At 39.6% G+C, this 24,427-nt stretch carries 24 protein-coding genes; 19 read left to right on the forward strand and 5 right to left on the reverse strand.

Annotation, left to right across the window (positions count from 1 at the left end):
- Window positions 1–7: 7 nt before the first annotated feature.
- The 8 genes from M2444_RS02050 to M2444_RS02085 all read left to right on the forward strand — a co-directional run bounded on the left by M2444_RS02050 (window position 8) and on the right by M2444_RS02085 (window position 8,910).
- Window positions 8–751 carry a class I SAM-dependent methyltransferase gene (locus M2444_RS02050; protein ID WP_280786113.1) on the forward strand — a complete coding sequence of 248 codons (744 nt, stop codon included), beginning with the start codon at window positions 8–10 and terminating at the stop codon, window positions 749–751.
- 95 nt (window positions 752–846) lie between these two features.
- Window positions 847–1,647 (forward strand): GNAT family N-acetyltransferase, encoded by an 801-nt coding sequence (locus M2444_RS02055; RefSeq protein ID WP_094874278.1) that lies wholly within the window; start codon window positions 847–849, stop codon window positions 1,645–1,647.
- A 169-nt stretch (window positions 1,648–1,816) separates the two neighbouring features.
- Window positions 1,817–2,500, forward strand: a complete 684-nt coding sequence (locus M2444_RS02060) for a response regulator transcription factor (RefSeq protein ID WP_094874279.1) — start codon at window positions 1,817–1,819, stop codon at window positions 2,498–2,500.
- A 1-nt stretch (window position 2,501) separates the two neighbouring features.
- Window positions 2,502–3,503, forward strand: coding sequence for a sensor histidine kinase (locus M2444_RS02065; RefSeq protein WP_280786114.1), 1,002 nt, complete (start codon window positions 2,502–2,504; stop codon window positions 3,501–3,503).
- Between the two features lie 95 nt (window positions 3,504–3,598).
- On the forward strand, window positions 3,599–4,282 hold the full coding sequence (locus M2444_RS02070) for an ABC transporter ATP-binding protein (RefSeq protein ID WP_042127549.1): 684 nt from the start codon (window positions 3,599–3,601) through the stop codon (window positions 4,280–4,282).
- The gene (locus M2444_RS02075; RefSeq protein ID WP_280786115.1) at window positions 4,279–6,882 is read left to right on the forward strand and encodes an ABC transporter permease; all 2,604 of its coding nucleotides are present in this window, start codon (window positions 4,279–4,281) and stop codon (window positions 6,880–6,882) included. Before M2444_RS02070 ends, M2444_RS02075 begins: the two co-directional genes overlap by 4 nt.
- A gap of 171 nt (window positions 6,883–7,053) precedes the next feature.
- Window positions 7,054–8,448: a protoporphyrinogen oxidase gene (locus tag M2444_RS02080; protein ID WP_280786116.1), complete on the forward strand. Its 1,395-nt coding sequence runs from the start codon at window positions 7,054–7,056 to the stop codon at window positions 8,446–8,448.
- 195 nt (window positions 8,449–8,643) lie between these two features.
- Entirely contained in the window at window positions 8,644–8,910 is a 267-nt protein-coding gene (locus M2444_RS02085; RefSeq protein ID WP_042127555.1) for a CD3324 family protein, read from the forward strand.
- 70 nt (window positions 8,911–8,980) lie between these two features.
- Here M2444_RS02085 and M2444_RS02090 read toward each other — a convergent pair whose 3' ends face one another.
- The 3 genes from M2444_RS02090 to M2444_RS02100 all read right to left on the reverse strand — a co-directional run bounded on the left by M2444_RS02090 (window position 8,981) and on the right by M2444_RS02100 (window position 10,643).
- Window positions 8,981–9,133 (reverse strand): hypothetical protein, encoded by a 153-nt coding sequence (locus tag M2444_RS02090; RefSeq protein WP_280786117.1) that lies wholly within the window; start codon window positions 9,131–9,133, stop codon window positions 8,981–8,983.
- On the reverse strand, window positions 9,130–9,450 hold the full coding sequence (locus M2444_RS02095) for a hypothetical protein (RefSeq protein ID WP_094874867.1): 321 nt from the start codon (window positions 9,448–9,450) through the stop codon (window positions 9,130–9,132). The genes M2444_RS02090 and M2444_RS02095 overlap by 4 nt, the downstream gene beginning before the upstream one ends.
- 101 nt (window positions 9,451–9,551) lie before the next feature.
- Window positions 9,552–10,643 carry a DUF1648 domain-containing protein gene (locus tag M2444_RS02100; protein ID WP_280786118.1) on the reverse strand — a complete coding sequence of 364 codons (1,092 nt, stop codon included), beginning with the start codon at window positions 10,641–10,643 and terminating at the stop codon, window positions 9,552–9,554.
- 364 nt (window positions 10,644–11,007) lie between these two features.
- Here M2444_RS02100 and M2444_RS02105 point away from each other — a divergent pair, with 364 nt between their 5' ends.
- The 3 genes from M2444_RS02105 to M2444_RS02115 all read left to right on the forward strand — a co-directional run bounded on the left by M2444_RS02105 (window position 11,008) and on the right by M2444_RS02115 (window position 12,989).
- Window positions 11,008–12,024, forward strand: coding sequence for a zinc-dependent alcohol dehydrogenase (locus M2444_RS02105; protein WP_280786119.1), 1,017 nt, complete (start codon window positions 11,008–11,010; stop codon window positions 12,022–12,024).
- Between the two features lie 210 nt (window positions 12,025–12,234).
- On the forward strand, window positions 12,235–12,768 hold the full coding sequence (locus tag M2444_RS02110) for a GNAT family N-acetyltransferase (protein ID WP_280786120.1): 534 nt from the start codon (window positions 12,235–12,237) through the stop codon (window positions 12,766–12,768).
- 29 nt (window positions 12,769–12,797) lie between these two features.
- Window positions 12,798–12,989 carry a hypothetical protein gene (locus tag M2444_RS02115; protein WP_348536907.1) on the forward strand — a complete coding sequence of 64 codons (192 nt, stop codon included), beginning with the start codon at window positions 12,798–12,800 and terminating at the stop codon, window positions 12,987–12,989.
- A 46-nt stretch (window positions 12,990–13,035) separates the two neighbouring features.
- Here M2444_RS02115 and sleB read toward each other — a convergent pair whose 3' ends face one another.
- Window positions 13,036–13,674: a spore cortex-lytic enzyme gene (gene sleB / locus M2444_RS02120; protein WP_481857446.1), complete on the reverse strand. Its 639-nt coding sequence runs from the start codon at window positions 13,672–13,674 to the stop codon at window positions 13,036–13,038.
- A gap of 175 nt (window positions 13,675–13,849) precedes the next feature.
- Between sleB and M2444_RS02125 the strand changes: the two genes are divergently transcribed.
- From M2444_RS02125 to rsiV, 6 genes are all read left to right on the forward strand, one after another.
- Window positions 13,850–14,401, forward strand: coding sequence for a YdhK family protein (locus M2444_RS02125; protein WP_280786121.1), 552 nt, complete (start codon window positions 13,850–13,852; stop codon window positions 14,399–14,401).
- Window positions 14,402–14,600: 199 nt separating this feature from the next.
- Window positions 14,601–15,587 (forward strand): phosphotransferase enzyme family protein, encoded by a 987-nt coding sequence (locus M2444_RS02130; protein ID WP_094874872.1) that lies wholly within the window; start codon window positions 14,601–14,603, stop codon window positions 15,585–15,587.
- Window positions 15,588–15,878: 291 nt separating this feature from the next.
- Window positions 15,879–16,952: a stalk domain-containing protein gene (locus M2444_RS02135; protein ID WP_280786122.1), complete on the forward strand. Its 1,074-nt coding sequence runs from the start codon at window positions 15,879–15,881 to the stop codon at window positions 16,950–16,952.
- A 216-nt stretch (window positions 16,953–17,168) separates the two neighbouring features.
- The gene (locus tag M2444_RS02140) at window positions 17,169–19,124 is read left to right on the forward strand and encodes an acyltransferase family protein (protein ID WP_348536900.1); all 1,956 of its coding nucleotides are present in this window, start codon (window positions 17,169–17,171) and stop codon (window positions 19,122–19,124) included.
- A gap of 89 nt (window positions 19,125–19,213) precedes the next feature.
- Window positions 19,214–19,726 (forward strand): RNA polymerase sigma factor, encoded by a 513-nt coding sequence (locus tag M2444_RS02145; protein ID WP_094874874.1) that lies wholly within the window; start codon window positions 19,214–19,216, stop codon window positions 19,724–19,726.
- 1 nt (window position 19,727) lies between these two features.
- Window positions 19,728–20,615, forward strand: coding sequence for an anti-sigma-V factor RsiV (gene rsiV, locus M2444_RS02150; RefSeq protein WP_280786123.1), 888 nt, complete (start codon window positions 19,728–19,730; stop codon window positions 20,613–20,615).
- 180 nt (window positions 20,616–20,795) lie between these two features.
- Here the strand turns inward: rsiV and M2444_RS02155 are convergent, their stop codons facing one another.
- Window positions 20,796–21,380, reverse strand: a complete 585-nt coding sequence (locus M2444_RS02155; protein ID WP_280786124.1) for a P-loop nucleotide/nucleoside kinase family protein — start codon at window positions 21,378–21,380, stop codon at window positions 20,796–20,798.
- Window positions 21,381–21,611: 231 nt separating this feature from the next.
- On the opposite strand from M2444_RS02155, the gene M2444_RS02160 reads away from it, so the two are divergent.
- Window positions 21,612–23,168, forward strand: a complete 1,557-nt coding sequence (locus tag M2444_RS02160) for an ABC-F family ATP-binding cassette domain-containing protein (protein WP_042188035.1) — start codon at window positions 21,612–21,614, stop codon at window positions 23,166–23,168.
- An 89-nt stretch (window positions 23,169–23,257) separates the two neighbouring features.
- On the forward strand, window positions 23,258–24,352 hold the full coding sequence (locus tag M2444_RS02165) for a phosphotransferase (protein ID WP_280786125.1): 1,095 nt from the start codon (window positions 23,258–23,260) through the stop codon (window positions 24,350–24,352).
- Window positions 24,353–24,427: the final 75 nt, after the last annotated feature.

Consider the following 24,427-nt stretch of genomic DNA (forward strand, 5'->3'; position numbering starts at 1 on the left):
GTGGATCATGCAACAGAACATTTATGACAACTCTGAGTTTTTTCAAATGTATAAGAACTTAAGGGAATCAAGAATTACATACAATGACTTTATTGAACAACCTGCAATAAGAGGTTTGCTTCCAACTCTACAAGATTTGAATGTTCTCGACCTGGGTTGTGGTTTTGGTGAAATGGCAAACTATATGATTGATAACAATGCTTCACACGTAACAGGAGTAGATATATCTGAGAAAATGTTAGCTATGGCAGGGAAACGATCTCAGATCCGTTATGTACAGGGCTCTATGGCGGAAATCGATTTTAATAGCAATGAATTTGATTTGGTAGTAAGTTCGTTAGCTTTTCATTATGTCGAGGATTATAAAACCCTCATTAGTAGGATTTCAGATTGGATTAAACCCAATGGGCACCTGGTATTTTCAACAGAGCATCCGGTTGTTCTATCGAATAAGAGCCAAAGTGGGTGGGTTAAAGATCCCGATCAAAATATTCTTCATTGGCCTATTGATAATTATGGCGAAGAAGGTCTCAGATCACAGTTTTGGGGAATCGATGGAGTTATTAAATACCATAGAAAGCTTTCAACATTACTTAATACTTTGATCCAAAATGGACTCGCTATTGAAGAAATTGTTGAACCTGAATCCAACCTTGAGGGTCTTGAGAAGATGCCCAAATTAATAAATGAAAGAAGGAGACCTTCATTCATATTAATTAAGGCTAGGAAAACAATTATGCATGGACAGTAATTTTCAGTTATGAATTAATTTTACCAACCGATTAAGGACGATTACTTTATACTTATGTATACAGCATCTGCAAGGAAATTAAGGGGAGTGTTTGTATGCATGAAATACCTCATGAGGATTATTATAAAGTGAAGCCACTACTTCAAGGAGAGCATATCCATCCCGAAATTCTCTCTTTAATTGAAGGCAATAATCCAGGTTGGATCTTTGTCGATCAACTTACAGCACCAAAGAGTGCGTTAGTGTGGAGTCAGGGGATTGAAGGGTTTTATCTTATCGGTAATCACACCAATCAAGCCTTTATCCATGCACTGGACAGTTATGTAACAGATCATATTGTACCTAGAATGAAGGAACTGGGGATGGAACATTTCGAAGTTTCTGGTCAACATGATGAATGGAATCTGGAATTGATGTTTCCTTCTAGGAAGCTATATCCTTTTGAACAGATGGTGTTCAAGTTACTTCACAAGCCGCCTGCGACGCAGACTAATGGGATTAGAACTATAAATCTTAAAATGCTGGATTGGGAGAACTCAGATCTAAAGAATATAGAATTTGTACATGAAAATATTGATTTATTCTGGTCATCGAAAGAAGACTTTGCCGAAAAAGGCTACGGATATGCTGCTGTTGAGGGATCTGAGGTTATGGGTGTGTGTTATTCTAGTTTTGTTACACAGGATACACACGCAATCGGAATTGAAACCCTTCCTAAATATCAGAAACAAGGAGTAGGGGCACATTTAGCAACGCTAGTAGTTGAAGATGTGCTTGCCAATGGCTTTATTCCTTACTGGGATTGTTCTACTGATAATGAAGCTTCGAAAAAATTGGCACTACGGCTAGGGTTTCAACAGATACATCAATATAAGTGTGGTGCTTTTGCAATATAATCCTTTTAGAGACGTCTATTCCATGGAGTAGACGTTTTTATTATATTTACCGTGGAGTTGTAAATACTTTAATATGAATAGTAATTTGGTATAACTCTATAATTATGAGAGAATGATCATCGGAACGAATGGAACGATTGAATATATTATAAGGTTAGGATGATCATCCATGAAAATTTTTCTTGTCGAGGACGATAGAACGATAGCATCAGGACTTGAATATTCATTACAGCAGGATCATTTTGAAACCCTTCTATGTTATGACGCCTCCTCAGCCAAGGCGGTGTTATCAGAGCAGTTATCAGAGCTCACCTTATGCATCTTTGACCTCTCACTTCCAGATGGCAGCGGTTATGAATTGTGCAAGATCGTGAAAGCGCAAAGTGATATACCGGTAATTTTTTTAACGGCGATTGATGATGAGGTCAACGTGGTGATGGGACTCGATATGGGGGCAGATGATTACATAACCAAGCCTTTTCGGATTCGGGAGCTGCTATCGCGGATTAAATCCGTCTTAAGGAGATATAACAAGCAGGCTCAGACCCAATCCATTATCGAATTAGAGAATATACGGATTAACACGCTTGAAGGAAAGGTTTATAAGAACGGCGATGAAGTGCTATTGACCGCATTAGAATATCGATTATTACTGATCTTTGCTAACCATGTTGGTCAGGTTCTCTCAAGAAATCAATTGTTAGAACGGATTTGGGATGTGGCAGGTGAATTCGTGAACGACAATACATTATCGGTTTACATAAAAAGACTTAGGGAAAAGTTAGAAGATAACCCCCAAGAACCAACACTGATCAAAACAGTTCGAGGGTTGGGTTACAAGGTAGGTGATTAGGATGCTTCGTAATAGAGAATTTAGATGGTTATTGTTTACGATGTGCTTGATCAGTCTTGTGGCTACAGCGGTGGCGACATTTATATCGTTAGAGGCGGTAGGGCTCACAGCTGGGACTTCAGCTTTGCTTATAGCTTGTAGTGTATTGTTTACCCGCTGGAGATATGGTGAAATTGAAAAGCTCTCAGGATATCTACGTCAAATCAGCAGTGGAAATTATTCGCTCGATGTTCGTGATAATCAGGAAGGTGAGCTTAGTATCCTGAAGAATGACATTTATAAAGTGACGCTGATGTTATCCGAGCAGAGTGCGCAATTACAAGAAGATAAAATGAAGCTCACCAATGCGATTTCAGATATCTCTCATCAGCTCAAAACCCCGCTTACTTCCATGACCGTGATGGCAGATTTATTAAGTGATCCTGAGCTGCACACTGAGAAGAGAATGGAGTTTACCCGGAAAATTACGATCCAACTCGAACGAATTGGTTGGCTAGTCTCCTCTTTATTAAAGTTCTCCAAGATCGATGCTGGAACCATTCATTTTAAAAAAGATCTTGTTGCGGTGACCAAGCTTGTTCAAAAATCGTTGGAGCCCATGTTAATTCCAATGGATATTAAAGAACAACGCATCTTGATTGATGGAGATGAGAGCACCACATTTGCGGGCGATCTCAATTGGACAACTGAGGCGATCATTAATATTCTGAAAAACTGTGTAGAGCACACACCTGCTGGGGGAGAGATTTCGATTTCTTTTGCAGAAAATACACTGTTTACGGAAATTATCATTACAGATAACGGCAAAGGAATCCCAAAGGCAGAGATCCCCTATATCTTCAAACGATTCTATAAAGGTAAGAATGCAAGCGAAGATAGTGTAGGGATTGGACTTGCCTTGGCACAAAGCATTATCACAGGACAAACCGGAACGATCGATGTGAAGAGTGAAGTGGGGAAGGGTTCACAATTTCAGATCAAATTTTATAAACAAGTCTTTTAGCACATATGGCTTAGTGACTAGAATGTCACTTTAGAGTCACTGGATAGTCATTGTAGACAGATATACTGATCTCATCAACAAATGGAGGTCTAACAATGGACATTTTAAAGATTGAACATCTGTCTAAAACATATGGAAAAGGCGAAACAGCGGTAAAGGCATTGGATGATGTATCTTTTTCGATTAAAAAAGGGGAATTCGTAGCGATTATCGGGCCATCTGGCTCCGGGAAATCGACCATTCTGCACTTATTAGGCGGAGTGGATAGACCGACAAGCGGCAAAGTATTCGTAGATAACACGGATATATATGAATTGAATGAAACACAGCTGGCGATCTTTAGACGCAGACAAATTGGGCTGATTTATCAATTCTATAATCTTATACCAGTCCTAACGGTCGAAGAGAACATCACTCTCCCTTTACTTCTTGATCAGCACAAGGTAGATAAGAAACAATTTGCGGATACTGTAAAGGCGTTGAATTTGGAAAATCGCTTAAACCATCTTCCGAATCAGCTCTCAGGCGGGCAACAACAGCGGGTCTCTATTGGTAGAGCGTTAATTAGTAATCCCGCAATCATGCTGGCAGATGAGCCAACGGGTAATCTGGATAGTAAGAACAGTGGTGAAATTATAGATTTATTAAAAATGTTTAATAAAACCTATAATCAAACGCTGATTGTCATTACTCATGATGAACGGATTGCACTGCAAGCAGATCGAGTCATTACCATTGAAGATGGAAGGATCGCTAAAGATGAGGTGATTCGTCCGTGAATATCGTAAATAAATTAACACTTAGACATTTGAAGCAGAATAAGCGAAGAACCATGGTTACCATCATTGGAGTCATCATTTCTGTGGCTATGGTGACGGCTGTGGCAACGCTTGGTTTTTCATTTATGGAATTAATGAGGAAGCAGAGTATCTCGACTAATGGAGAATGGCATGTCCAATATAGAAATGTTACTAAAGCTCAGCTCAAAGCGATAGAAGATGATGATGCAACGAAAACACTTGTCATCTCAAATGATCGTGGCTATGCCCCTTTAGTGGGGGGACAGAATGAGAACAAGCCCTATTGGTATATCAAGGAATATAATGCAGCTGGTTTTAAACAATTTCCGATTAAACTTCTGGAAGGAAGACTCCCGAAAACTAACTATGAAGTAGTCATTTCTGAAGAAATTGCAAAAAATGCTAAAGTAACCTACAAGATTGGTGAAACTTTAGCGCTCGATGTCGGAGAGCGAGTCACTAGGGATGATGAAAATAGTGGTCAGCCCTTATCTCAGAACGAACGATTACGGACTGAAGAGGATACCCTGAATGAAGAGATCATTCATAAAAAACCAATGAACTACACGATTGTGGGAGTGATAAAGCGACCCACTTGGGAACCAACATGGTCTCCGGGTTATACTGCCCTAAGTTATGTGGATGAAAGTTTGATTGGAGCAGCCGAAAAAGCTACAGCGACAGTTGTATTAAACAAGGTGGATAGCTCCATATACAAACATGCAGAGGAATTGGCAAAAGAAAACAAAATAGAGTCGATTTCTTATAATAATAGTCTGCTGCGCTATTATGGTGTGACGAATAACGATGGCTTACGTAATGCACTTCTTTCATTGTCGGTCATCGTTATGACTGTGATTATCATTGGCTCTGTTTCTTTAATCTATAATGCATTCGCGATTTCTGTCTCGGAACGTGCACGTCATTTAGGAATGCTCTCCAGCGTAGGTGCTACAAAGAGGCAGAAGAAGAATTCGGTGTTTTTTGAAGGAATGATCATCGGTTTAATTAGTATCCCTATTGGGATCCTTTGCGGAATTGCAGGAATCGGGATCACTTTTATGTTCATCAATACGATGATTCAAGATGTACTAGGGATAACTGAAAAATTAACAATGGTTGTTACCCCTCTGTCCCTATTCACCGCTTGTATAGTATCGATACTGACGATTTTTATATCCACCTTTCTTCCAGCTAGAAAAGCTTCAAAGATTTCGGCGATTGATGCAATCAGACAAACAACCGATGTTAAGCTCTCTGGTAAAGCGGTGAAAACATCTAAGTTCGTTCGCAAGTTATTTGGAATTGAAGCGGAAATTGGTTTGAAGAATTTAAAGAGAAATAAACGCAGGTATCAAGCAACTGTGTTCTCCCTTGTCATTAGTATTGTTCTATTTTTAACCGTATCATCATTCACTACAAATATGAAAAAGTCGGTAGAACTCTCACAGGATGGTTTGAACTATGATATTCAAGTTTATATGGGGACAGAGGACGCTCAAAAAGTAGATCGGCTGACGAAATCGATATCTGCCTTACCCAATATAACGGAATATAATGTGGTCAGGGAACTAAGCTTGAGTTCATGGATTGATGAAAAAGATATGGCAAAAGAATTGCAAGAGATCGTGGAGAAGGATAGCAGTATTTTAAAGAATGGGAAATATCCTTACTACATTCAGATCCATGCCCTAAATGAACAGAGTTTGAGAACCTATGCAGAATCCGTCGGTGTAAGTTATGAACAATTAACGAATCTCAATCAGATGTCAGCTATTGTGAATGATACCGTCACCTTTGAGGATGAGAACGTCAAAAAGATTATTGAGACCAAAGCTCTTCATTCGGAAATCGGTCAGAAGCTTGATTTAATTTATACGGATTGGAACACAGAGAAAGAGACGAAATTACCACCAGTAGAAATTGTCGCATTAACTGATAAACGTCCTATGGGTGTTCATTCAGCACTAGTTGGTGGATTAAACATCATTGTCTCTGACCAAGTCTTCGATCAATTAACAAATGATACGATGAGTAACGATATACAGAGCCGACTAAACCTGAACAGCTCTGATCCGTTAGCGACACAACAGGCCATTGAGGAAATGAAAGAGCGGAATGTCTATGTTCAAAATGTGTTTCAAAATAGACAAAATAGTGAGCAGATGATCATGTTAATGTCTATTTTTACCTATGGTTTTATTGCTTTGATTACCTTAATATCGATTGCGAATATTTTCAATACGATATCAACCAGCATATCACTTCGTAAAAGAGAGTTTGCGATGTTGAAGTCTGTAGGGATGACGCCAAACGGTTTTAATAAAATGATTAATTATGAAAGTATCTTCTATGGGATAAAATCACTACTTTACGGGCTTCCGATTAGCATAGTCGTGATGTACTTGATCTATAGATCCATGATGAGTAGTTTCTCCTATGGATTCGCACTTCCGTGGATGAGTATCTTGTATGTCATAGTCGCTGTATTTATCATCGTTAGCTCAGCTATGCTGTACTCCAGTTCAAAAGTGAAGAAGGAAAATATTATTGATGCTTTAAAACAGGAGAATATATAAAGTTTAGCCGCGATCATCGCGGCTTTTTTAGACTTATTTGAAGGTATATATTTTTGGGGGTATTTTGTGTCATATATGACACGAACAGTATGTTATTACATATAAATCCCTATGATATAATGTATTCAATTGAATTTAACAGATTATAACTTTAGAGGCAGGTGTCAACGCTTGAGAACGGTCGTCGTGATTGGCGGGGGGATTACTGGATTGTCTACCGCTTACTATCTACAGAAATCTATACAGTATAATAAGTTGGATGTAAAAATCATTTTGGTTGAAGCCAGCGATAGACTAGGCGGAAAAATCAGAACACTTCAGCATGAGGACTTCATCATGGAATCTGGTGCTGATTCAATTGTCACTCGCAAGACAAATGTAGCCCCATTGGTTGAAGAATTAGGCATTCAGGATGAGGTTGTATATAACGCGACAGGAATATCATACATCTACACAGAAGGTAAGCTGAAGCAAATACCTAAAGATGCAGTCTTTGGCATCCCTCTCAGTATTGAATCGCTTGCTACTACAGATTTGATCTCTGCTGAAGGTAAAGTTGAAGCACTTAAAGATTTCTATACTCCGAATGATCGTTTTACGAAAAACGATTCTGTAGGTGATTTTCTGGAAGCTTTCTTTGGAAAAGAACTTGTCGAGAAGCAAATATCACCTGTCCTATCAGGTGTATATTCCGGGAAATTGAGTGAACTTACCATTGCCTCGACCCTTCCCTATTTGATTGATTATAAAAATGAATATGGAAGTATTATTCAGGGATTGTCCGCGAATAAGGCTAAATTCCAGGGGAAAGGCGATAAGAAGTTTATGTCTTTTAAGGGTGGTGTGTCTGCTCTGATTGATGCTATGGAAGAACAGCTGTCCGATGTAGAGATCATCAAAGGGATTCGGGCCGAGCGCATTGCAAAGGATGGAGAACAGTACCGAGTAACACTGGCCGATGGGCGAATCTTGGACAGCGATTTTGCCGTACTAGGAACGATGCATTCTACTGCACAAGATTTACTTCAAGACGAAGCGCTGAATGAAGATTTCAAACAGTTGTTTAACAGCTCTATGATTAGTGTGTATCTAGGATTTGATATCCCTGACAGTCAACTGCCAGCGAACGGTACAGGGTTCATAACAGCCAACAGTGACGATGTTCTTTGTAATGCTTGTACGTGGACAAGTCGCAAGTGGGAGCACACGTCTGGTCAACAACGTCTGCTTGTCAGACTCTTTTATAAAAGCTCAGGACCGCATTATGAGTCCTTGATTAAGCTTTCAGAAGAGGAATTATTAAAGGTGGCGTTGAATGATATACAGACCAGTCTTGGAATTACTGGACAACCAGTTACCCACGATGTGACCAAATGGCATGATGTTATGCCAAATTACCACAAACGCCATCATGAGATTGTAGTATCCTTAGAGAAGAAGATTGCAGATCATTATCCGAATGTAATCCTTGCTGGATGTTCTTATTATGGTGTGGGTATTCCCGATTGTATTGCAAATGGAGAGAAGACAGCGGAACGTATTTTGGAACAAGTAATTACACATTAAACAAAGGAGGGCGGACAATAGTGAGAAAATTAAAATTAGCGATAAGCTCTATGCAAAGTCTAGACTATAAACAACGGCGGTTGTTTGTATAGAGCGAATAAAAATTGATTTACCGCCAGTGCACTGTGCAGGGTTGTTTTTAGAATAGACTTTGCTACCTTCAAACTCAAAAAAAGTTTAAGGAGCAGAGTGACTATGAAATATGTAAATGCAGATACGATTTTTCCAAAGGAATTATTAGAGGAAATTCAGAAGTATATTAACGGTGGTTTGGTATATATCCCTAAGCCTGAAGAAGCACATGTAAAATGGGGCGAGAAGTCAGGGAGCAGAAAATACTTAAGATCTAGAAATATTGAGATTTGTTTAAGGTTTGCCGTTGGAGCAACGGTTGACCAGCTTTCGGATGAATATTGCCTATCAAGGGACAGTATTAAGAAGATTGTTTACACAAAAAAATAGCTGTAATCCTAAAAATCCACGTTAGAGGAAGCTCTGACGTGGATTTTTAGGATTTAATTATCATTCAATCTTAAATACCATACTTTTTCCGATATTTATCGATCCAGTCTACAAACTGTCCTTCATATTTCACGCCTTCATCCATCTTTTTATTTGCTGCTGTAAAAGCTCCTATCTGATTAGAATAGGTTGTGAAATCTAACACTTCTTGAGGTGTTTTCATCTTTTGTTCGTAAGCAACCTTGGATAGAACGGTAATTGGATATCTTTCTTCAGTCCAACCTCGGAATATCCATCCAATTCAACGGTAAGTATGGATTCATCAGAAACTTCCGGTGTCAATTTTGCATATGTAAGACTGGTCATTTCAGCTAGTAAGCGAACTTTTATTTTTGTAGTTCCACCCACAGGAATAACATCGCTAGACAAAGTAATACTTGCCTCATTGAGTAATTTCTTATCAGCAGCAAACACAGTGGATGGCATTAATAAAGCAAAAACCATAGTACAAAGAATAAAACATTGACTAAACCTTTTCATTAGCAATCATCCTTATCATTTGATTTAGTAGTCACTCGAAGTAATCTTGTATTCCATAATATTCCTGATTCCTCTTAAGTTTTGCTATCAAGCGTTTCTTCTCACCGCACCACAACTAACAGTACAACAATTCCGAGCCAAAACAGCCAGCTTACTGGGTGACCGAAATTTAATCCCCAGCCGACTCCGAGCCTTTTCTTGACGATTAGGTTTGGATCTTTGCGATTGAAATAAATCATACCTAATCGCCATTTATCATCATCATCATGGACAGGTCTGACATTGGAGTGATCGGCAGATCGCTCCAAGCGGCTTTCGCCCTGACCAGCCCAGAACGTTAAGGCGAAGGCGTATAGGATGATAAGGGCTATTATGATTAGGATAATAGGGATAGCGAAATTCATATTAAGCAGAGATATCATGTTTAGTTGCACGACGGAAAACAGGATAACTATTAAGAAGCTTGCTGTAATCATAAAATATGACCAAGTACGGCGGTAAGTTACGTCTTGTCTGATGGAACGATTAGGATCAGTGGGTTGAACCTGCTGCTTCACTCTGCGAATACTCCAATTCTCAAATATGAACAAAAGTGTTATCAACACTTGCATTATCGTAGGCATAAATACAGTACTATAAGATTTAGCTGCATAGCCGTCTACGTTCCAACTACTGTTGTAATGGATCGGAATCTGATCAGGAATCAGATCGTAGTTGCGTAGCACAGTTACAATAGTAACAACAATAATTAAAACATGTATGAGGAACCAAATACTAGACAAGCCAATGTTTCTTTTCCGAAATCCAGTGTCCACTGCCATGATCGATGGTTCCGGAGCAGCAGGCAGCATAGGTAGTAAACTTTTCATTTTGAAACGATAGCTAATGTTTATGACTAGGGAGATTACGACCATGGCGAGTGAGTAAGTGACAGTGATCCAACTTTGTTGCTTGGAATGTTCATCACCGTATAGTAGGCAGATGATACAAATAATGAATAGGATGGGATGCAAGGTAGCACTAATCCTAGCATATGACTTTCGCATCTGGCGCAGAGGCTCACTGTGGAATTGTACAGCGCTGACGGTGACCCCAAAACTAATCGTCTCTCTTGATAAATAAGGCATGCTTACCATGAGTACAATGGCAGGTACAAATACAAAGATCATTACTATAACAGGCATTATCGTCATATCGTTCGCCTCCACTTATACATAAGTGTGTATTTGAAAACTCTATAACCCTTATAGCATAGGCGATTCATCACTATGCCTTTTTTTCGTATGATTATCCTATTAACTTAGGATAGGTAATCGACTTGAACATAAATTTTATTATAATCGATTTTAGTGACTATAGGGGTTAAATTAACAATTTATCCAGTTTTTTTACTACGCAGAGCCACTCATCTGACAACTGAATTATGGCAAGTACATCTGTTTGAATCAACTGTTGCTTTATTAACGCTTTCAGTATTTTTGTAGATTGCTTAACTCCTTAATAACTACTACCATGAAAGTATTGAAAGTAATAGATAGTAATAAGGAGTGTTAATGAATGATGAAAGTCGGCATTTATCACGGTCAAAATAGTGTGGGGATAGAAGAGCGTCCAATACCTCAAGTTGGAGCAAAAGATGCGTTGATTCGTATTTTAGCGGGTGGAATTTGTGGTACAGATATTAATATAGTGAAAGCAGGCTCTGAAATGGGTATTCGTTTCGGCTCAGAGTTTGGACATGAAATGTTTGGTGAAATCGTTGAATTAGGTTCTGATGCGGAAAGCGATTTGAAAGTTGGCATGCGTGTAGGTGTGAATCCAATTACTGCAAAACGTGCAGGTCGCCGTTATTCGTTGGAGGTAGGAGCCTTTTCACAATATGTCTTAATTGAAGATGCAGCACTAAATTATAATCTTTATGAATTTGATGATTCCGTTTCGGCAACAGAGGCTGTATTAATGGAACCCATGAGCGTAGGCTTCCATGGCGCTTTTAGCGTACTGCCCAAACTAGGTGAAAAAATCGTAGTTCTAGGTGCGGGTCCTATTGGCTTATCTGCAGCTGCAGGATTAATTGGTGAAGGCATTAAAGATGTTTGCGTAGTGGATATTGACAACTGGCGTTTGGATAAAGCAAAAGAATTAGGCGCATTAACATTTAATACGTCGACTGAAACATTAGCAGAGGGTTTAATCAAACACTTCGGCGAAGTGAACGTATACGGTGTTAGTGTACCCAATGTAGATGCTTTTGTGGACGCAGCGGGCGCTCCAATATTATTTGAACAAGTGATGCAGATTGTAAAGCCACAAGTAAGAATTGCAATCATTGCCGTTTATAAAAATGAAGTACCTATAAGCCTTGCTCAAGTGATGAGTAAAGAAGTTAACATAGTTGGAGCTAGTGGATACACACATGAAGATATTGTAAAGGTAATTGAACATATTAACGACAAGAAAACGAATATCTCTACTATGGTGACACAGACTTATAAATTAGAGGATATTCAAGCCGCCTTCGATAAAGCGATTGCAGCAAAAGAAACGATCAAGGTTATTGTAGATCTTACTTAACCATCAGTTAATGATATTGGAGTTCATTTGAGTGTAAAACTCAGGTGAACTCTTTTTATTTTAGAAGATATAGACTTTATATAAAATTTAATTCTAATTGAACATGGCATATTACTGGAGTGTGGTCGTAATTATACTGAGTATAGAAGTGAAATTAGAGAGCGATCTCCAAAAATATATTCAAGCATTCGATAGAAAGGGGAGAAGGAAATGAACATCACCCTAACATTAACTGATAGCACAACGAAGTTTATGATTAACAATCTATACCCACTATACTTACACGATCTATCAGAGATATGGGGGAACCTTCCTAATCAATACGGGGTATACGAGGATAATGAAACACAAACGCTGAATGAACAGAACAAAGTCTTCGACATATGGTGGGAGAAGCCGGGGATTTTATATCCTTATTTAATAAAAGAAGATGGAATTCCTGCTGGCTTTGCATTAGTAGCCACACCACCTCATACACCACCAGGTTGTGAATTTTATTTAAACGAATTCTTTATCCTGAGGCCCTTCCGTGGTAAGGGAATCGCTGAACTTGCGGCTAAGGAAGTTTTTAATCTTCATACTGGAAAATGGGAGCTGCAAACCAATCCCACAGCTACAAATAGAAGAGCCCAGCATTTTTGGAGAAAGACACTAAAAGAATATACTGGTAATAGCTTTCAGGAAGCATGTAAGAAGTCTTTTGATGATGAATTAAAGATGATTTTTAATTTTTGTAATGGATAAAGCTAATCAAATTGATTATAAACGGTGGTATGGTCTACGTTTCAAAGCCTGAAGAATTACATATAAAATGGGGCGAGAAGTCACGGAGTAGAAAATATTTGAAATCAAGAAATATTGAGATCTGCCTGAGGTTTGCTGCTGGTGCAACCGTCGACCAGCTCTCAGGTGAATACTGTCTTTCTAAGGATAGTATTAAGAAAATCGTTTATAGTAAAAAATAGCCGGTCAACCGTAGTGGTTGACCGGCTATTACATTTATTTGAAGCGTTAACTCGCAAATATATGCTTACCAATTTTTAAGTTCTGAGGACGAGTCCAGATCCATGCACTAGTAGCTGTATCTGGATTGAAATAATAGATTGAATGGTTTGTTGGGTCCCAACCTCGGACAGCATCAAGAGCAGCTAAATAGGCGGTCCGGTTTGGAGTAAGCCAGTATTGACCGTCAGATACGGCTGTAAATGCGCCTTTTTGAAATACAACGTCTTTAATATTGTCTGGGAATTGACTTGATTGTATGCGATTCATAACTACAGAGCCAACTGCGACTTGACCTTTATAAGGCTCACCGCGGGATTCACTGTAAATGACTTTCGCCAGAATATCCATTTCCTCAATATTAAGCGTATATTTTTTAAGAGTATTCCAAGTTTTTGTACCAGTAACTCCATCGGCATTTAATCCGTAGGCCATTTGAAATTTAGCAACGGCAGCCTTCGTTTGTGATCCATATACACCATCTAAAGGCTGAGTATAGAAATCCAGAGTTTTTAACCGATACTGAAGATCCCACACATCTCCAGAAGAATTCCCTACGGTTAATACCGGAGCAGCACTAGCCGTACCGATCGTAGCCATGCTTACCAGACCCAAAAGAAGCAACAAAGTGAATATTTTAGTCTTCATTGTAGTAGCCTCCTTTCAGAAAACATTATAAATAACCTTCAATAACTGAGACAACACTCATTTATTGGTAATCTAATAATCACTTTATATTTTTAAAAATACTTCATTCGGTTTGTGATCTTATGAAATGGGTAAATGAATAATCAGAGGCACATCAACTTCGGAGGTTTTATATATGAAAAAGCAAATATTTCTATTCATAATCGCAGCTGCACTTACTCTAAGCGCATGTGGTAATGACAATAGCTATGGCAATAAAATGTCTTCAAACGATAGAAAAATGGAACATACCGCACACTCTAGTTCAAGTGAAGTACCCGATAATTTGAAAGTGGCAGAGCATCCTGCTTTTAAAATAGGAAGTAAAGCGATTATCCAAACGGATCATATGGAAGGTATGAAAGGGGCAACAGCAACGATAGTTGGAGCTTATGATACTACAGCCTATATGATTTCTTACAGACCTACAACAGGTGGAATGCCAGTTACAAACCACAAGTGGATTATTCATGAAGAAATCAAAAAAGCAGCCGACAAACCCTATGAATCCGGCTCAGAAGTTGTAATGGAAGCTGACCATATGAAAGATATGAAAGGTGCAACCGCTCAAATTAACGCGGCTGAACACACTACGGTATATATGATTGACTACACACCGACTACGGGTGGAGATAAAGTGAAAAATCATAAATGGGTAACGGAAGACGAGCTTTCGGCTAAAAAGTAACCAAAATAAATTTAAGTCCATAAGTAATGAAAAAAATAAGGTAGGAACAGTCATAGACTTTGTTAAAGGTCTAGGCTGCTCCTACCTTTTTGATTGTTCTTTTATGGGTAGTGAAGTGTTAAAATATCTTTATAAAACACAACTTTGTAATACATTCCATTTAAATGGTATTTTCTTTAGAAGGTAGGAGGGTGATTAAATGCCTAACTGGCAGGTGAAATTCGATGAAGAGATGCTTAAGCAAGCTGCACAACAGATTCAAGTAGATTGGACAACGATAAAGTATATTGGTGGGTTTGAAAATGTTGTTTATAGCTTTCCAAAAGATGCTCATGAATTTATTTTACGTGTAACTCATCATTCTCATCAGGAGCAGGAGATGGTTATCTCTGAACTTGACTTTATGGATCATCTTGCAAAGCATGGAGTGCAACTGGCTCCCCCCATTCCCTTTCAGGATGGTAGTTTGGTACAAACGCTAGTCAAAGATGGGGAAAGATTTATGATCTGTGTAATGGAGAAAGCTCCTGGTGGTCATGTTAATGCTTCCGACCCCTATTGGGGAACAAATCTTTTTGAGCAATGGGGTGAGGTAACAGGAAGAATGCATGCTTTAGCTCTGCAATACGAGCGTCCGGAGAGTGTTCTGGCAAGACCACATCAGGGTAAGCTAGAGTTTGACTTTGCTAACTTTGGTATTGTTGAACAGCAGCTTTTTGAAAAGTTGCTTCAAATAAATGATCAGATTAACCAGTTGCCGCGGCATCGAGAAGGTTATGGACTATGTCACCGTGATTTGCATCCGGGTAATTTTTTTGTGCATGAGGGGCAGATCACCGTGTTTGACTTTGATGATTGCGGATACGACTATATGGTGCATGATATTGCCATTGCCGTTTATTATTCGACTATCTTTGGGGATTGGAGCAAACTGGAAGTAGAGCAGAGTAGAACTTCTGGTCTTGCGGCAGCCATGTTGAAGTCCTTTATGAAGGGGTATAATCGAGAGTATGCGCTCGACAATAAGTGGCTAGAAGAGCTCCCGCTCTTTATTGAGAAGCGTCGACTGGAATTAGTGCTATTGTTATTTCAAGAGTTTTCGGAGTCACAACGTGAGGAGAATAGAGTGTGGCTTGCCCGCAATATCCACGATGCTTTAAATGACAAAGCTTGTTTAGAGCTTTAATGACGGAGGTAACCGATATGACACCTCCAAAGTATATTTCGAAGCTTGGAAGTGGGCTTTTTCTCCATAGAACAAGCAATGAATATGCTCACATGGAAAAACCTCAGACTGCGGCTAGAGTATTGTCTAAATGATGCTGTCCAGCCTTTTTACGTAGAGTTTCAGGGTACAGAAGTAGAAGAAATTTTATTTAAATTAGAAAATCAGCAAACTTTTTAGAGGTCCCCCTGCGTCCTAGCTAATGAGTGTCATCGGAAGGCACTTATAAATAGAGATGGAGGATGACGAGATATGAACAAAACAACAAAAAATCTATTTAAAATGAGTGCAGTTGGATGTGCGGCAATTATGGGGGTGAGCTTAGCTTCCTTACCGGTTCATGTGATGGCATCCACATCAGTAGCAGCTAGTGTTTCTTCAATGGTGCAATCTCCGTCCCCAGCGCTTGCTGGTGTTAAGATCCAAGAAAAAGTTCTTAGCACAACAAGTAAATATCTAATTGCTGATATTAAAGTGCCACAACTAACAGGCATGCTGGACAAGCAATACCAAGATGAGCTGAATGATATTATTTTGTCTCATGCTGAAAAGGATTTGGCACAATGGGAGCATGACGCCGCTGAAATGGGTAAAAAAGCACAAGCAGATAATAAAGACTACCATCCCTACACTCTTAATATCGCTTATGAACTGAAGTCAGATGGAACAGGTAATCCAGCAGGTGTTATTTCCTTGACGGTTATTACTGAAGGCTCTGAAGGTGGAACCAGCATGCCGCGGATTGATACTTATAATGTGAGAAATGTAGCTGAGGCACAACTGGTTACTCTTTCAGATCTGCTCGGTGCTAACTACAAAGAGAAGCTCGATGCAGATATTCTTGCGGAGATTAAAAAAGACACTGACAAGTATTTTTTGGAAGAGTACAAAGGAACTTCAGTCGAGCAGTCATTTTATATCGATAAAGGTGAATTAGTGGTTGTCTTCCCTAAATATAGTATTGCACCTGGATATGTAGGATCACCAGAGTTTCGTTTCAGCTTGAATAGTAATTCCACGGACGCAGCTAAGCTTGATTTGAAAAAAATCCCCAATTTCACTAACAAGCAAGGTGTGCTGATGCTATCATTACGTGATTTAGCCAATCAATTAAACTTTCAATTGAAGTGGAATCCATCTACCAAAACATCTGAGTTAATGAAGGGAGCACAGTGGACGAGTGTTTCTATTAACAAAGATTCTTATTTTATAGCAAAAATGGCTCCTAAAGCATTAGGCACTGCTCCAGTGCTTCAAGACAATAAAACGTATGTCCCTGTCCAATTTGTAACAGATATTCTACAGATTGAAGTGCAAGGCATTTAATAGAAAAGATATCTGGCAGATTTCTCTGCCAGATATCTTTTTTAAATTAATAACATTTTCACTTGTTTACAGAACTTTTCATGCGTTTACAGCGTCTTACTAATGGAACGATAAATCGACGGTAAGGACTGAAACATAATGAAAGACAACACGAAGCTTTTCAGAAATAATATGAGGAGCCAGTCTTCTATACAATCTGTAGGCGGCAGGCGTTATGTGCCAGGAATTGATGGTCTAAGGGCTTTATCAGTACTCGCTGTAATCGCATATCATTTGAATCTGAAATGGGCTGAGGGTGGACTTCTCGGCGTTGGAATATTTTTTGTTATCTCAGGATATCTCATAACTGACCAAATCATTACCCAGTGGGAGCGGCACCGAAGACTGAACCTTTTAGACTTTTGGGTTCGTAGGGCGCGGAGGCTGTTGCCTGCGATGGTCGTCATGCTTTTTGTGGTTGCCATATGGCTTTTAATTATAGAACCATCAAGATTGTATGGGCTCAAGGGTGACTTTATGTCTTCCTTATTTTACTTCAACAACTGGTGGCTAATATTTCATAATATGTCCTATTTTGAAAGCTTTGGCCCTCCATCTCCGATTGGACATTTATGGTCGCTTTCTATTGAAGGGCAGTTTTATATTCTATGGCCAATAGCTCTCATCATCGTGATGAAAATCGCTCGTCGGCGAGGTAAGCTTATTGCATGGATTATGGCTTGCGCTGCAGTCTCGGCCTTAGCGATGGCATTGATCTACGTACCGGGCACAGACCCAAGTAGAGTGTATTATGGAACGGATACTCGCGTATTTGCGCTTCTCATTGGAGCAGCACTTGCAGTTGCTTGGCCAAGTCAGAAACTTAATGATAAGGTCTCAGAACCGGCTCGGCGTATGCTTGATATTGTTGGGGGATTAGGACTCATACTATTGTTAGTCCTTTTTAATCAGGTTAATGAGTTTGATGATTTGCTTTACCGTGGTGGGTTTCTAGTGATTTCTTTGATTGCTGCAGTAGTTATTGCTGTACTCGCTCATCCTGCTAGCCGCCTGGGATCGATCGTAGGCTGTAAACCTTTGCGTTGGATCGGGTTGCGATCATATAGCTTGTACATATGGCATTTTCCAGTTATTATCCTTAGCAGTCCGAATGTGAGTACTGAAGAAAGCGGCATACTTCGTATTATCGTTCAGGTAGGAGTAAGTTTTCTTCTAGCAGCATTATCATATAAGTATGTAGAGGAGCCTATTCGTCGAGGTTCACTTAAGGAAACTTGGAAGAACATCAGTGTAAAACGACGGGGTGGTCTTCGTCCAGGCTTCTTAATGGCTATTATTGCTGTGATTCTTATCCCTATTGCATGTAAAGGCTATTTGTTAAATGCTGGATCGGATACATCTGCGATCGAATCGGCAGATATGCAGTATGAACAACAACAGCTGCAACAGCAAGAACAACAAGATTCGGGAATAAAGGATGATCCCATAGATCGCAAAACGATAGACAAGAGTGAAACTGATAAACCATCCTTACCAGCCATGACAACAGCTACATCCGAACCTGAAGTGAACAAACCTGATCCTGAAGTGAACAAACCTGATCCTAAAGTGGGAACTATTAATAAAGAAGTGTCTAAGCCTGAATCAGATGTGAACAAAACTGTTCCCGAAGAAAAAAAACCTGTGGCTGTGAAGAGTCAAGCTGGGAATGACGTTACGGCCATTGGAGATTCTGTCATTTTGGACGTAGCACCATACCTCTCAAAGAAAGTACCTGGCATTGTCATCGAGGGCGAAATTGGTCGTCAGATGGCGAAAGCTCAGGAGGTAGTGGATCAGCTTAAAGCTCAAGGCCGGTTAGGTAAAAAGGTGATCATTGAGCTGGGGACTAACGGATCTTTTAGTTCAAAGCAGTTACGTAATCTCCTGGATTCACTAAGTGATGCTGAGCAGATTCTTTTGGTCAATACACGTGTCCCAAGGAAGTGGGAAAATAATGTGAATCACAACATTTCAAAAGTTTCCAGTGAATATAGTAATACGACCGTAGTAGACTGGTACTCTGCTAGTGAAGGGAAAGACGATTATTTCTACGAAGACGGCGTGCATCTGAAGCCTGAGGGTTCTAAGTATTACGCCTCACTTCTCGCGAAAGCTTTGGATAGTGAATAAAAATAATTAATTCTCCAAACTTTTTGAACTCGCTAAACGTCTTACACCTATTACAACACTAGATAACAAACAGAGAAGGATAATCTACAATGTTGAAGTTGAATAGGAAAACCGAAAAAATACTAACCAATTGTATCATCGAAAACAAAGAGAATGTCTACAGACTCGCCTACAGCTATGTCAAAAACAAAGAGGATGCTCTTGATATTGTTCAGGATTCCATTTATAAAGCGATGGATAATCTTGAGTTGTTGAAGAATCCTGATGCCGTGAAAAGCTGGTTTTACCGTATTGTCGTGAATACTTCGCTAGACTTTCTGCGCAGAAATAAAAAGGTCCAGACGATGGAGCCAGAGATGATAGATGTCTATTGTCCTGGTGCAGAGGATGTTTACTCGGATATAGATTTGAAAAGAACCCTTGAAGATCTGCCGGCGAAATACCGAAGCGTGATCGTATTGAGATACTTTGAAGATATGAAGATTAGTGAAGTGGCGGAAGTTCTAAACGAGAACAACAATACGATAAAAACAAGACTGTATCAGGCACTTCAGTTATTGCGGGTGAAACTGAAGGATGAAGCCTCAAAGGAGATTATGTAAGATGGTAGACCATTTAAAAGATTTACATAAGGAATATAGCGAGGTTCCTATTCCAGAACAATTAGATTTAATAGTGAATCGCTCTCTGAAGCAATCACTTAAAGAAAGAAGAAAAAAACGGTTGAAATATAAATGGTTTGCCAGTGTGAGTGTTGCTGCTATTGTCTTTTTGATTGCGATTAACACTAGTATAACCGTGGCGAGTGCATTATCTGCCATTCCAGGTGTCGATCGACTCATTAAAGTGCTAACCATTAAAGAATATATAGTAGCGGAGGATAGCTACGATGCCAATATCAAAGTTCCTGCCGTTACGAATATGGAGAACAAGGATCTCGAGCTTGGATTAAACCAGAAGTATTTGAGCGAGAATAAGGCACTCTACGAAAAGTTCCAATCTGAGATTGAACAGTTGAAGAAGCAGGGCGGAGGTCATTTGGGTCTGGACACGAATTATGAAGTCAAAACAGACAATGATCGTATTTTCTCCATTGGAAGATATGTTGTAGAAACGTCAGGTTCTTCTTCTGAGGAAGTTGCTTTTGATACGATAGACAAAGTGAACCAAATCCTTATTACATTACCAATGTTATTTAAGGATGAGCAATACATTGAGCGGATTAGCCAAAATATTAAAGAGCAGATGATTGCACAAATGAAGGCTGACCCCGATATTGTGTATTGGATCCCGGAGAACGGGGATGAAGTGTCAACTGATATGTTTACTTCTATTTCAAAAGATCAGAGCTTCTATATCAATGATGATGGCAAGCTTGTGATTGTGTTTAATAAATATGATATAGCTCCAGGTTCTATGGGTTCTGTTGAATTCGTGATCCCAACTGAAGTCATAGCAGGGGATCTGGTAAGTCAGAAGTATATTCAGTAATAATAAAAGACCGGCTGGAGAGTTCTCTCTTTGCCGGTCTTTATTCAAATATAAGAAAGTATAAGTGTACACTATAATTTATCCTTATATTTCTCGCTTAAACACTACTGTCCTTATAAGGACGCCGAAGCCGTTTATGCTTGCTCGTAAACGAATGATTATTGAAGAGCTAATTCATTCCTAGTCGTAGATAAAATGCTCCACCACAGCCACAGTCTTCGTTATGTCTGGATTAGAATTATCGACCACCTTCACATTGGAACTTGGAAGCGGCCACTTCACACTACGGTTTCCAAATGCTTTACGAAATTCATCCCAATGCTGGAACTTCCATTCATCTAATGGCGATTGTCTATCATGAATCCGCTTCCGGTACAATTCCTCATCAGCTAGTTCGACCAAAACAACTTTGACCTCAACATCTTGCAGAGAACGTCCGATATGAGATAACTCACTGCAGATCCAGTCAGGATTGGCAGCTTCTTTGGTAAATGGTCCAACTACAAATGCATCTACATTTAGGCTAATATTGTCTAGTGCGGCGTCCATCGTAATCCGGTAGCCTAAATCACGGCATAATCTTTTGTAGTCGGCGGAGTCTCTGTCTGCCGGGTCCAATCCGTGAAAGGTCATGATGGCATCTGCCGCTGGTCTTAAGAGGATATCCATATCAAAGAAGGGTACTTTACGCCGGGAAGCGATCGCTTTAGCTAATGTCGTTTTGCCTGCCCCAGCTGGCCCTAAAAAAAATACAAGTTTGTTCATCGTTGTCTCTCCTTAGAACCTCAATTCAACTCCATAATGTATCTCTGCATACTATCATATAAAAGATAGTGAGCAATCGCCACTGCAATATCTCCATCACACGATAGGAACAGACTACCTGAGATATTTCGTATTATAGGCCAAAATATGATATTTTTTTGCTTCTCCATTGAGTTTTTGTGTAATCCTGCTTATAATATAGCGAGAAAAATAAGAAAAAGGTGTCCATAAATGAGCATATTAAATGTAGAAGGATTAAGTCATGGTTTTGGAGATCGTGCGATCTTCAAGGATGTTTCATTCCGTCTTCTAAAAGGCGAGCATATCGGATTATTCGGCGCTAACGGCGAAGGTAAATCCACTTTTATGAATATTGTTACAGGAAAGCTGCAACCGGATGAAGGTAAAGTTGAATGGTCCAAGCGGGTGCGTGTTGGCTACCTCGATCAGCATGCAGTGTTGACCAAAGGCATGACCATTCAAGATGTACTCAGAGGCGCTTTTCAATACCTCTTTGATCTTGAGCAAGAGATGAATGATATGTACGGCAGAATGGGTGACGTGTCGCCTGAAGAGTTGGAAAAGCTGCTTGAAGAAGTTGGTACGATCCAAGATACGCTTACAAATCAAGATTTCTACATGATCGATGCGAAGATACAAGAAACCGCGCGCGGTCTAGGAATCACAGATATTGGTTTGGATCGTGACGTAGCTGATCTTAGTGGTGGTCAGCGTACCAAAATCTTGCTTGCGAAGCTGTTGCTTGAAAAACCAGATATTTTGCTTCTAGATGAGCCTACGAACTATCTGGATGAGCAGCATATTGAATGGCTGAGACGTTATCTTCAAGAGTATGATAATGCATTTATTCTGATTTCACATGATATGCCATTCTTAAACAGCGTTATCAACCTGATCTACCATATGGAAAATCAAAAGCTGACCCGTTATGTGGGTGATTATGAGCAATTTCAACAGGTCTACGAAATGAGAAAACAACAGCTTGAATCTGCTTATAACCGCCAGAAACAAGAAATTGCAGAGCTGAAAGACTTCGTTGCGCGTAACAAAGCCAGCGTGGCTACTCGTAACATGGCAATGTCCAGACAGAAAAAGCTCGACAAGATGGAGATCATCGAGATTGCAAAAGAGAAGCCAAAACCACAGTTTAACTTTAAAGAAGGTAAAACTGCGGGCAAGATGATTTTCGAAGCTAAAGAATTGGTTATCGGATATGACACCCCGTTGTCCAGACCGCTTAATTTATTAATGGAGCGTGGACAAAAGATTGCGTTGGTCGGTGCGAACGGGATTGGTAAAACCACCTTGCTACGCAGCATCTTAGGCGAAATCCAAGCATTATCCGGTTCCGTAGAACGTGGATACCATCAGGAGATTGGTTATTTTGAGCAAGAGATGAAGGAAGGTAATTACAAGACTTGTATCGAGGAGATTTGGGATACATTCCCATCCCTGTCACAATTCGAAGTACGTGCTGCCCTTGCCAAATGTGGACTGACCACGAAACATATCGAAAGTAAGATTGCTGTTCTAAGTGGTGGAGAAAAAGCTAAAGTGCGTCTTTGTAAACTCATTAACAGTGAGACCAACATTCTCGTATTGGATGAGCCGACGAACCACTTGGATATCGATGCCAAAGATGAACTGAAACGTGCGCTGAAAGCATATAAGGGAAGCATTCTCATGATCTCTCACGAACCAGATTTTTATCAAGACATTGTGACGGATATCTGGAATTGCGAAGACTGGACAACAAAAGTATTCTAATAAGACAATTCTTTATTGAACAAGCCTATGAGGTGTTAACGAATCAGTTACGCTTTATAGGCTTTTTTATGGATAATGGGAGGGGCTATGTGTTAGAGAATAAAATGGATCAGCTTAACATCAGTGTTCAACAAATTTTTGGAGAACAAGAAGTAGAAATAGTTAATTTCACATGCGAGGATTTAGATTATAAAACACCTAACTTTACAACAGCGGGTATCTTTCATCTTCAGGGTATCGCATTAATTAATCACGAGCAGCTTCCATGGTCAATCATATTAAAAATCATTAAGTCTGATAGTGCAGAAAAAGAGGATCCAGCACATCACAATTACTGGCGACGAGAAGCCTTAGTCTTTGAATCTAAGATTCTGGATGAGCTTCCGGGCTCAATCCAAGCTCCTAAGTGTTATCTTGTTGAGGAGCAAGTAGATGGTACTGTATGGTTATGGATGGAACGAATTGAAGGGGAATTTGCACATACGAAGGAGCAGTTTGATATTATCGCTGAACGGTTAGGCCGGTTTAATGGAGCTTATCTTTCAGGAAAGAACACTCCTAATGACCAATGGATATGTAGAAGTTGGCTTAGATCCTGGACTACTTCGAGTATTATGTATGCACCTAACCCTGAAGAATATATTCATCATTTATATAGAGACAACGACCAAAGCCTTTGGGCTTGGTTCCAAGGCTTCATGAAGCGGATAGACAATAATTTGAATGCTCTCCATCGCTTGCCGCGAGTATTAGCTCATCAGGATCTTAGTCAAATGAATATGCTGCTAACTCAAACCGGAGAGTTAGTCTTGATAGACTGGCAATTTATGAGCTTATCAGGCTTAGGGGAAGATCTTGGTAAAATGTTTGGCGTAAATATGAGTCTTGGTGTGATTCCTATCGATCGTTACGAGGAATTCAAAGAGTCTTTATTCCATTCGTATATCAAGGGATTAAAGGCAAGCGGATGGCAGGGGGACGAATCCCTTGCAAGATATGGTTATTGTTTAAGCACTGCTTTACGTAGTGTCTGGGAAGTACCACAATACTTTTTATTATCCACTCAGATGTGTGCTGACTCTGATTACTTAAAGCTTCAGGATCGAGTTGCCCGGCTGGAACAAATTATTAATATTCAACGTGAAATGGAAGAAGAATGTAGCGCATTGAAGGTATATATATAAGGTTAAAAGCGATTCTCATCGGGATTTTATAGATGAATGAATCGCTTTTTTTTTTATGGATAAACAATGTAAATT

The organism is Paenibacillus sp. PastF-3, from assembly GCF_029893135.1.
GTDB classification, from domain to species: domain Bacteria; phylum Bacillota; class Bacilli; order Paenibacillales; family Paenibacillaceae; genus Paenibacillus_AQ; species Paenibacillus_AQ nitricinens.

Bases quoted from the DNA above. Each gene is read 5' to 3' on its own strand.
- M2444_RS02050 (WP_280786113.1), top strand. From the start codon at position 8: ATGCAACAGAACATTTATGACAACTCTGAGTTTTTTCAAATGTATAAG.
- M2444_RS02055 (WP_094874278.1), top strand. From the start codon at position 847: ATGCATGAAATACCTCATGAGGATTATTATAAAGTGAAGCCACTACTT.
- M2444_RS02060 (WP_094874279.1), top strand. From the start codon at position 1,817: ATGAAAATTTTTCTTGTCGAGGACGATAGAACGATAGCATCAGGACTT.
- M2444_RS02065 (WP_280786114.1), top strand. From the start codon at position 2,502: ATGCTTCGTAATAGAGAATTTAGATGGTTATTGTTTACGATGTGCTTG.
- M2444_RS02070 (WP_042127549.1), top strand. From the start codon at position 3,599: ATGGACATTTTAAAGATTGAACATCTGTCTAAAACATATGGAAAAGGC.
- M2444_RS02085 (WP_042127555.1), top strand. From the start codon at position 8,644: ATGAAATATGTAAATGCAGATACGATTTTTCCAAAGGAATTATTAGAG.
- M2444_RS02090 (WP_280786117.1), bottom strand. From the start codon at position 9,133: ATGAAAACACCTCAAGAAGTGTTAGATTTCACAACCTATTCTAATCAG.
- M2444_RS02095 (WP_094874867.1), bottom strand. From the start codon at position 9,450: ATGAAAAGGTTTAGTCAATGTTTTATTCTTTGTACTATGGTTTTTGCT.
- M2444_RS02100 (WP_280786118.1), bottom strand. From the start codon at position 10,643: ATGACGATAATGCCTGTTATAGTAATGATCTTTGTATTTGTACCTGCC.
- M2444_RS02105 (WP_280786119.1), top strand. From the start codon at position 11,008: ATGATGAAAGTCGGCATTTATCACGGTCAAAATAGTGTGGGGATAGAA.
- M2444_RS02110 (WP_280786120.1), top strand. From the start codon at position 12,235: ATGAACATCACCCTAACATTAACTGATAGCACAACGAAGTTTATGATT.
- M2444_RS02115 (WP_348536907.1), top strand. From the start codon at position 12,798: ATGGTCTACGTTTCAAAGCCTGAAGAATTACATATAAAATGGGGCGAG.
- sleB (WP_481857446.1), bottom strand. From the start codon at position 13,674: ATGAAGACTAAAATATTCACTTTGTTGCTTCTTTTGGGTCTGGTAAGC.
- M2444_RS02125 (WP_280786121.1), top strand. From the start codon at position 13,850: ATGAAAAAGCAAATATTTCTATTCATAATCGCAGCTGCACTTACTCTA.
- M2444_RS02130 (WP_094874872.1), top strand. From the start codon at position 14,601: ATGCCTAACTGGCAGGTGAAATTCGATGAAGAGATGCTTAAGCAAGCT.
- M2444_RS02135 (WP_280786122.1), top strand. From the start codon at position 15,879: ATGAACAAAACAACAAAAAATCTATTTAAAATGAGTGCAGTTGGATGT.
- M2444_RS02145 (WP_094874874.1), top strand. From the start codon at position 19,214: ATGTTGAAGTTGAATAGGAAAACCGAAAAAATACTAACCAATTGTATC.
- rsiV (WP_280786123.1), top strand. From the start codon at position 19,728: ATGGTAGACCATTTAAAAGATTTACATAAGGAATATAGCGAGGTTCCT.
- M2444_RS02155 (WP_280786124.1), bottom strand. From the start codon at position 21,380: ATGAACAAACTTGTATTTTTTTTAGGGCCAGCTGGGGCAGGCAAAACG.
- M2444_RS02160 (WP_042188035.1), top strand. From the start codon at position 21,612: ATGAGCATATTAAATGTAGAAGGATTAAGTCATGGTTTTGGAGATCGT.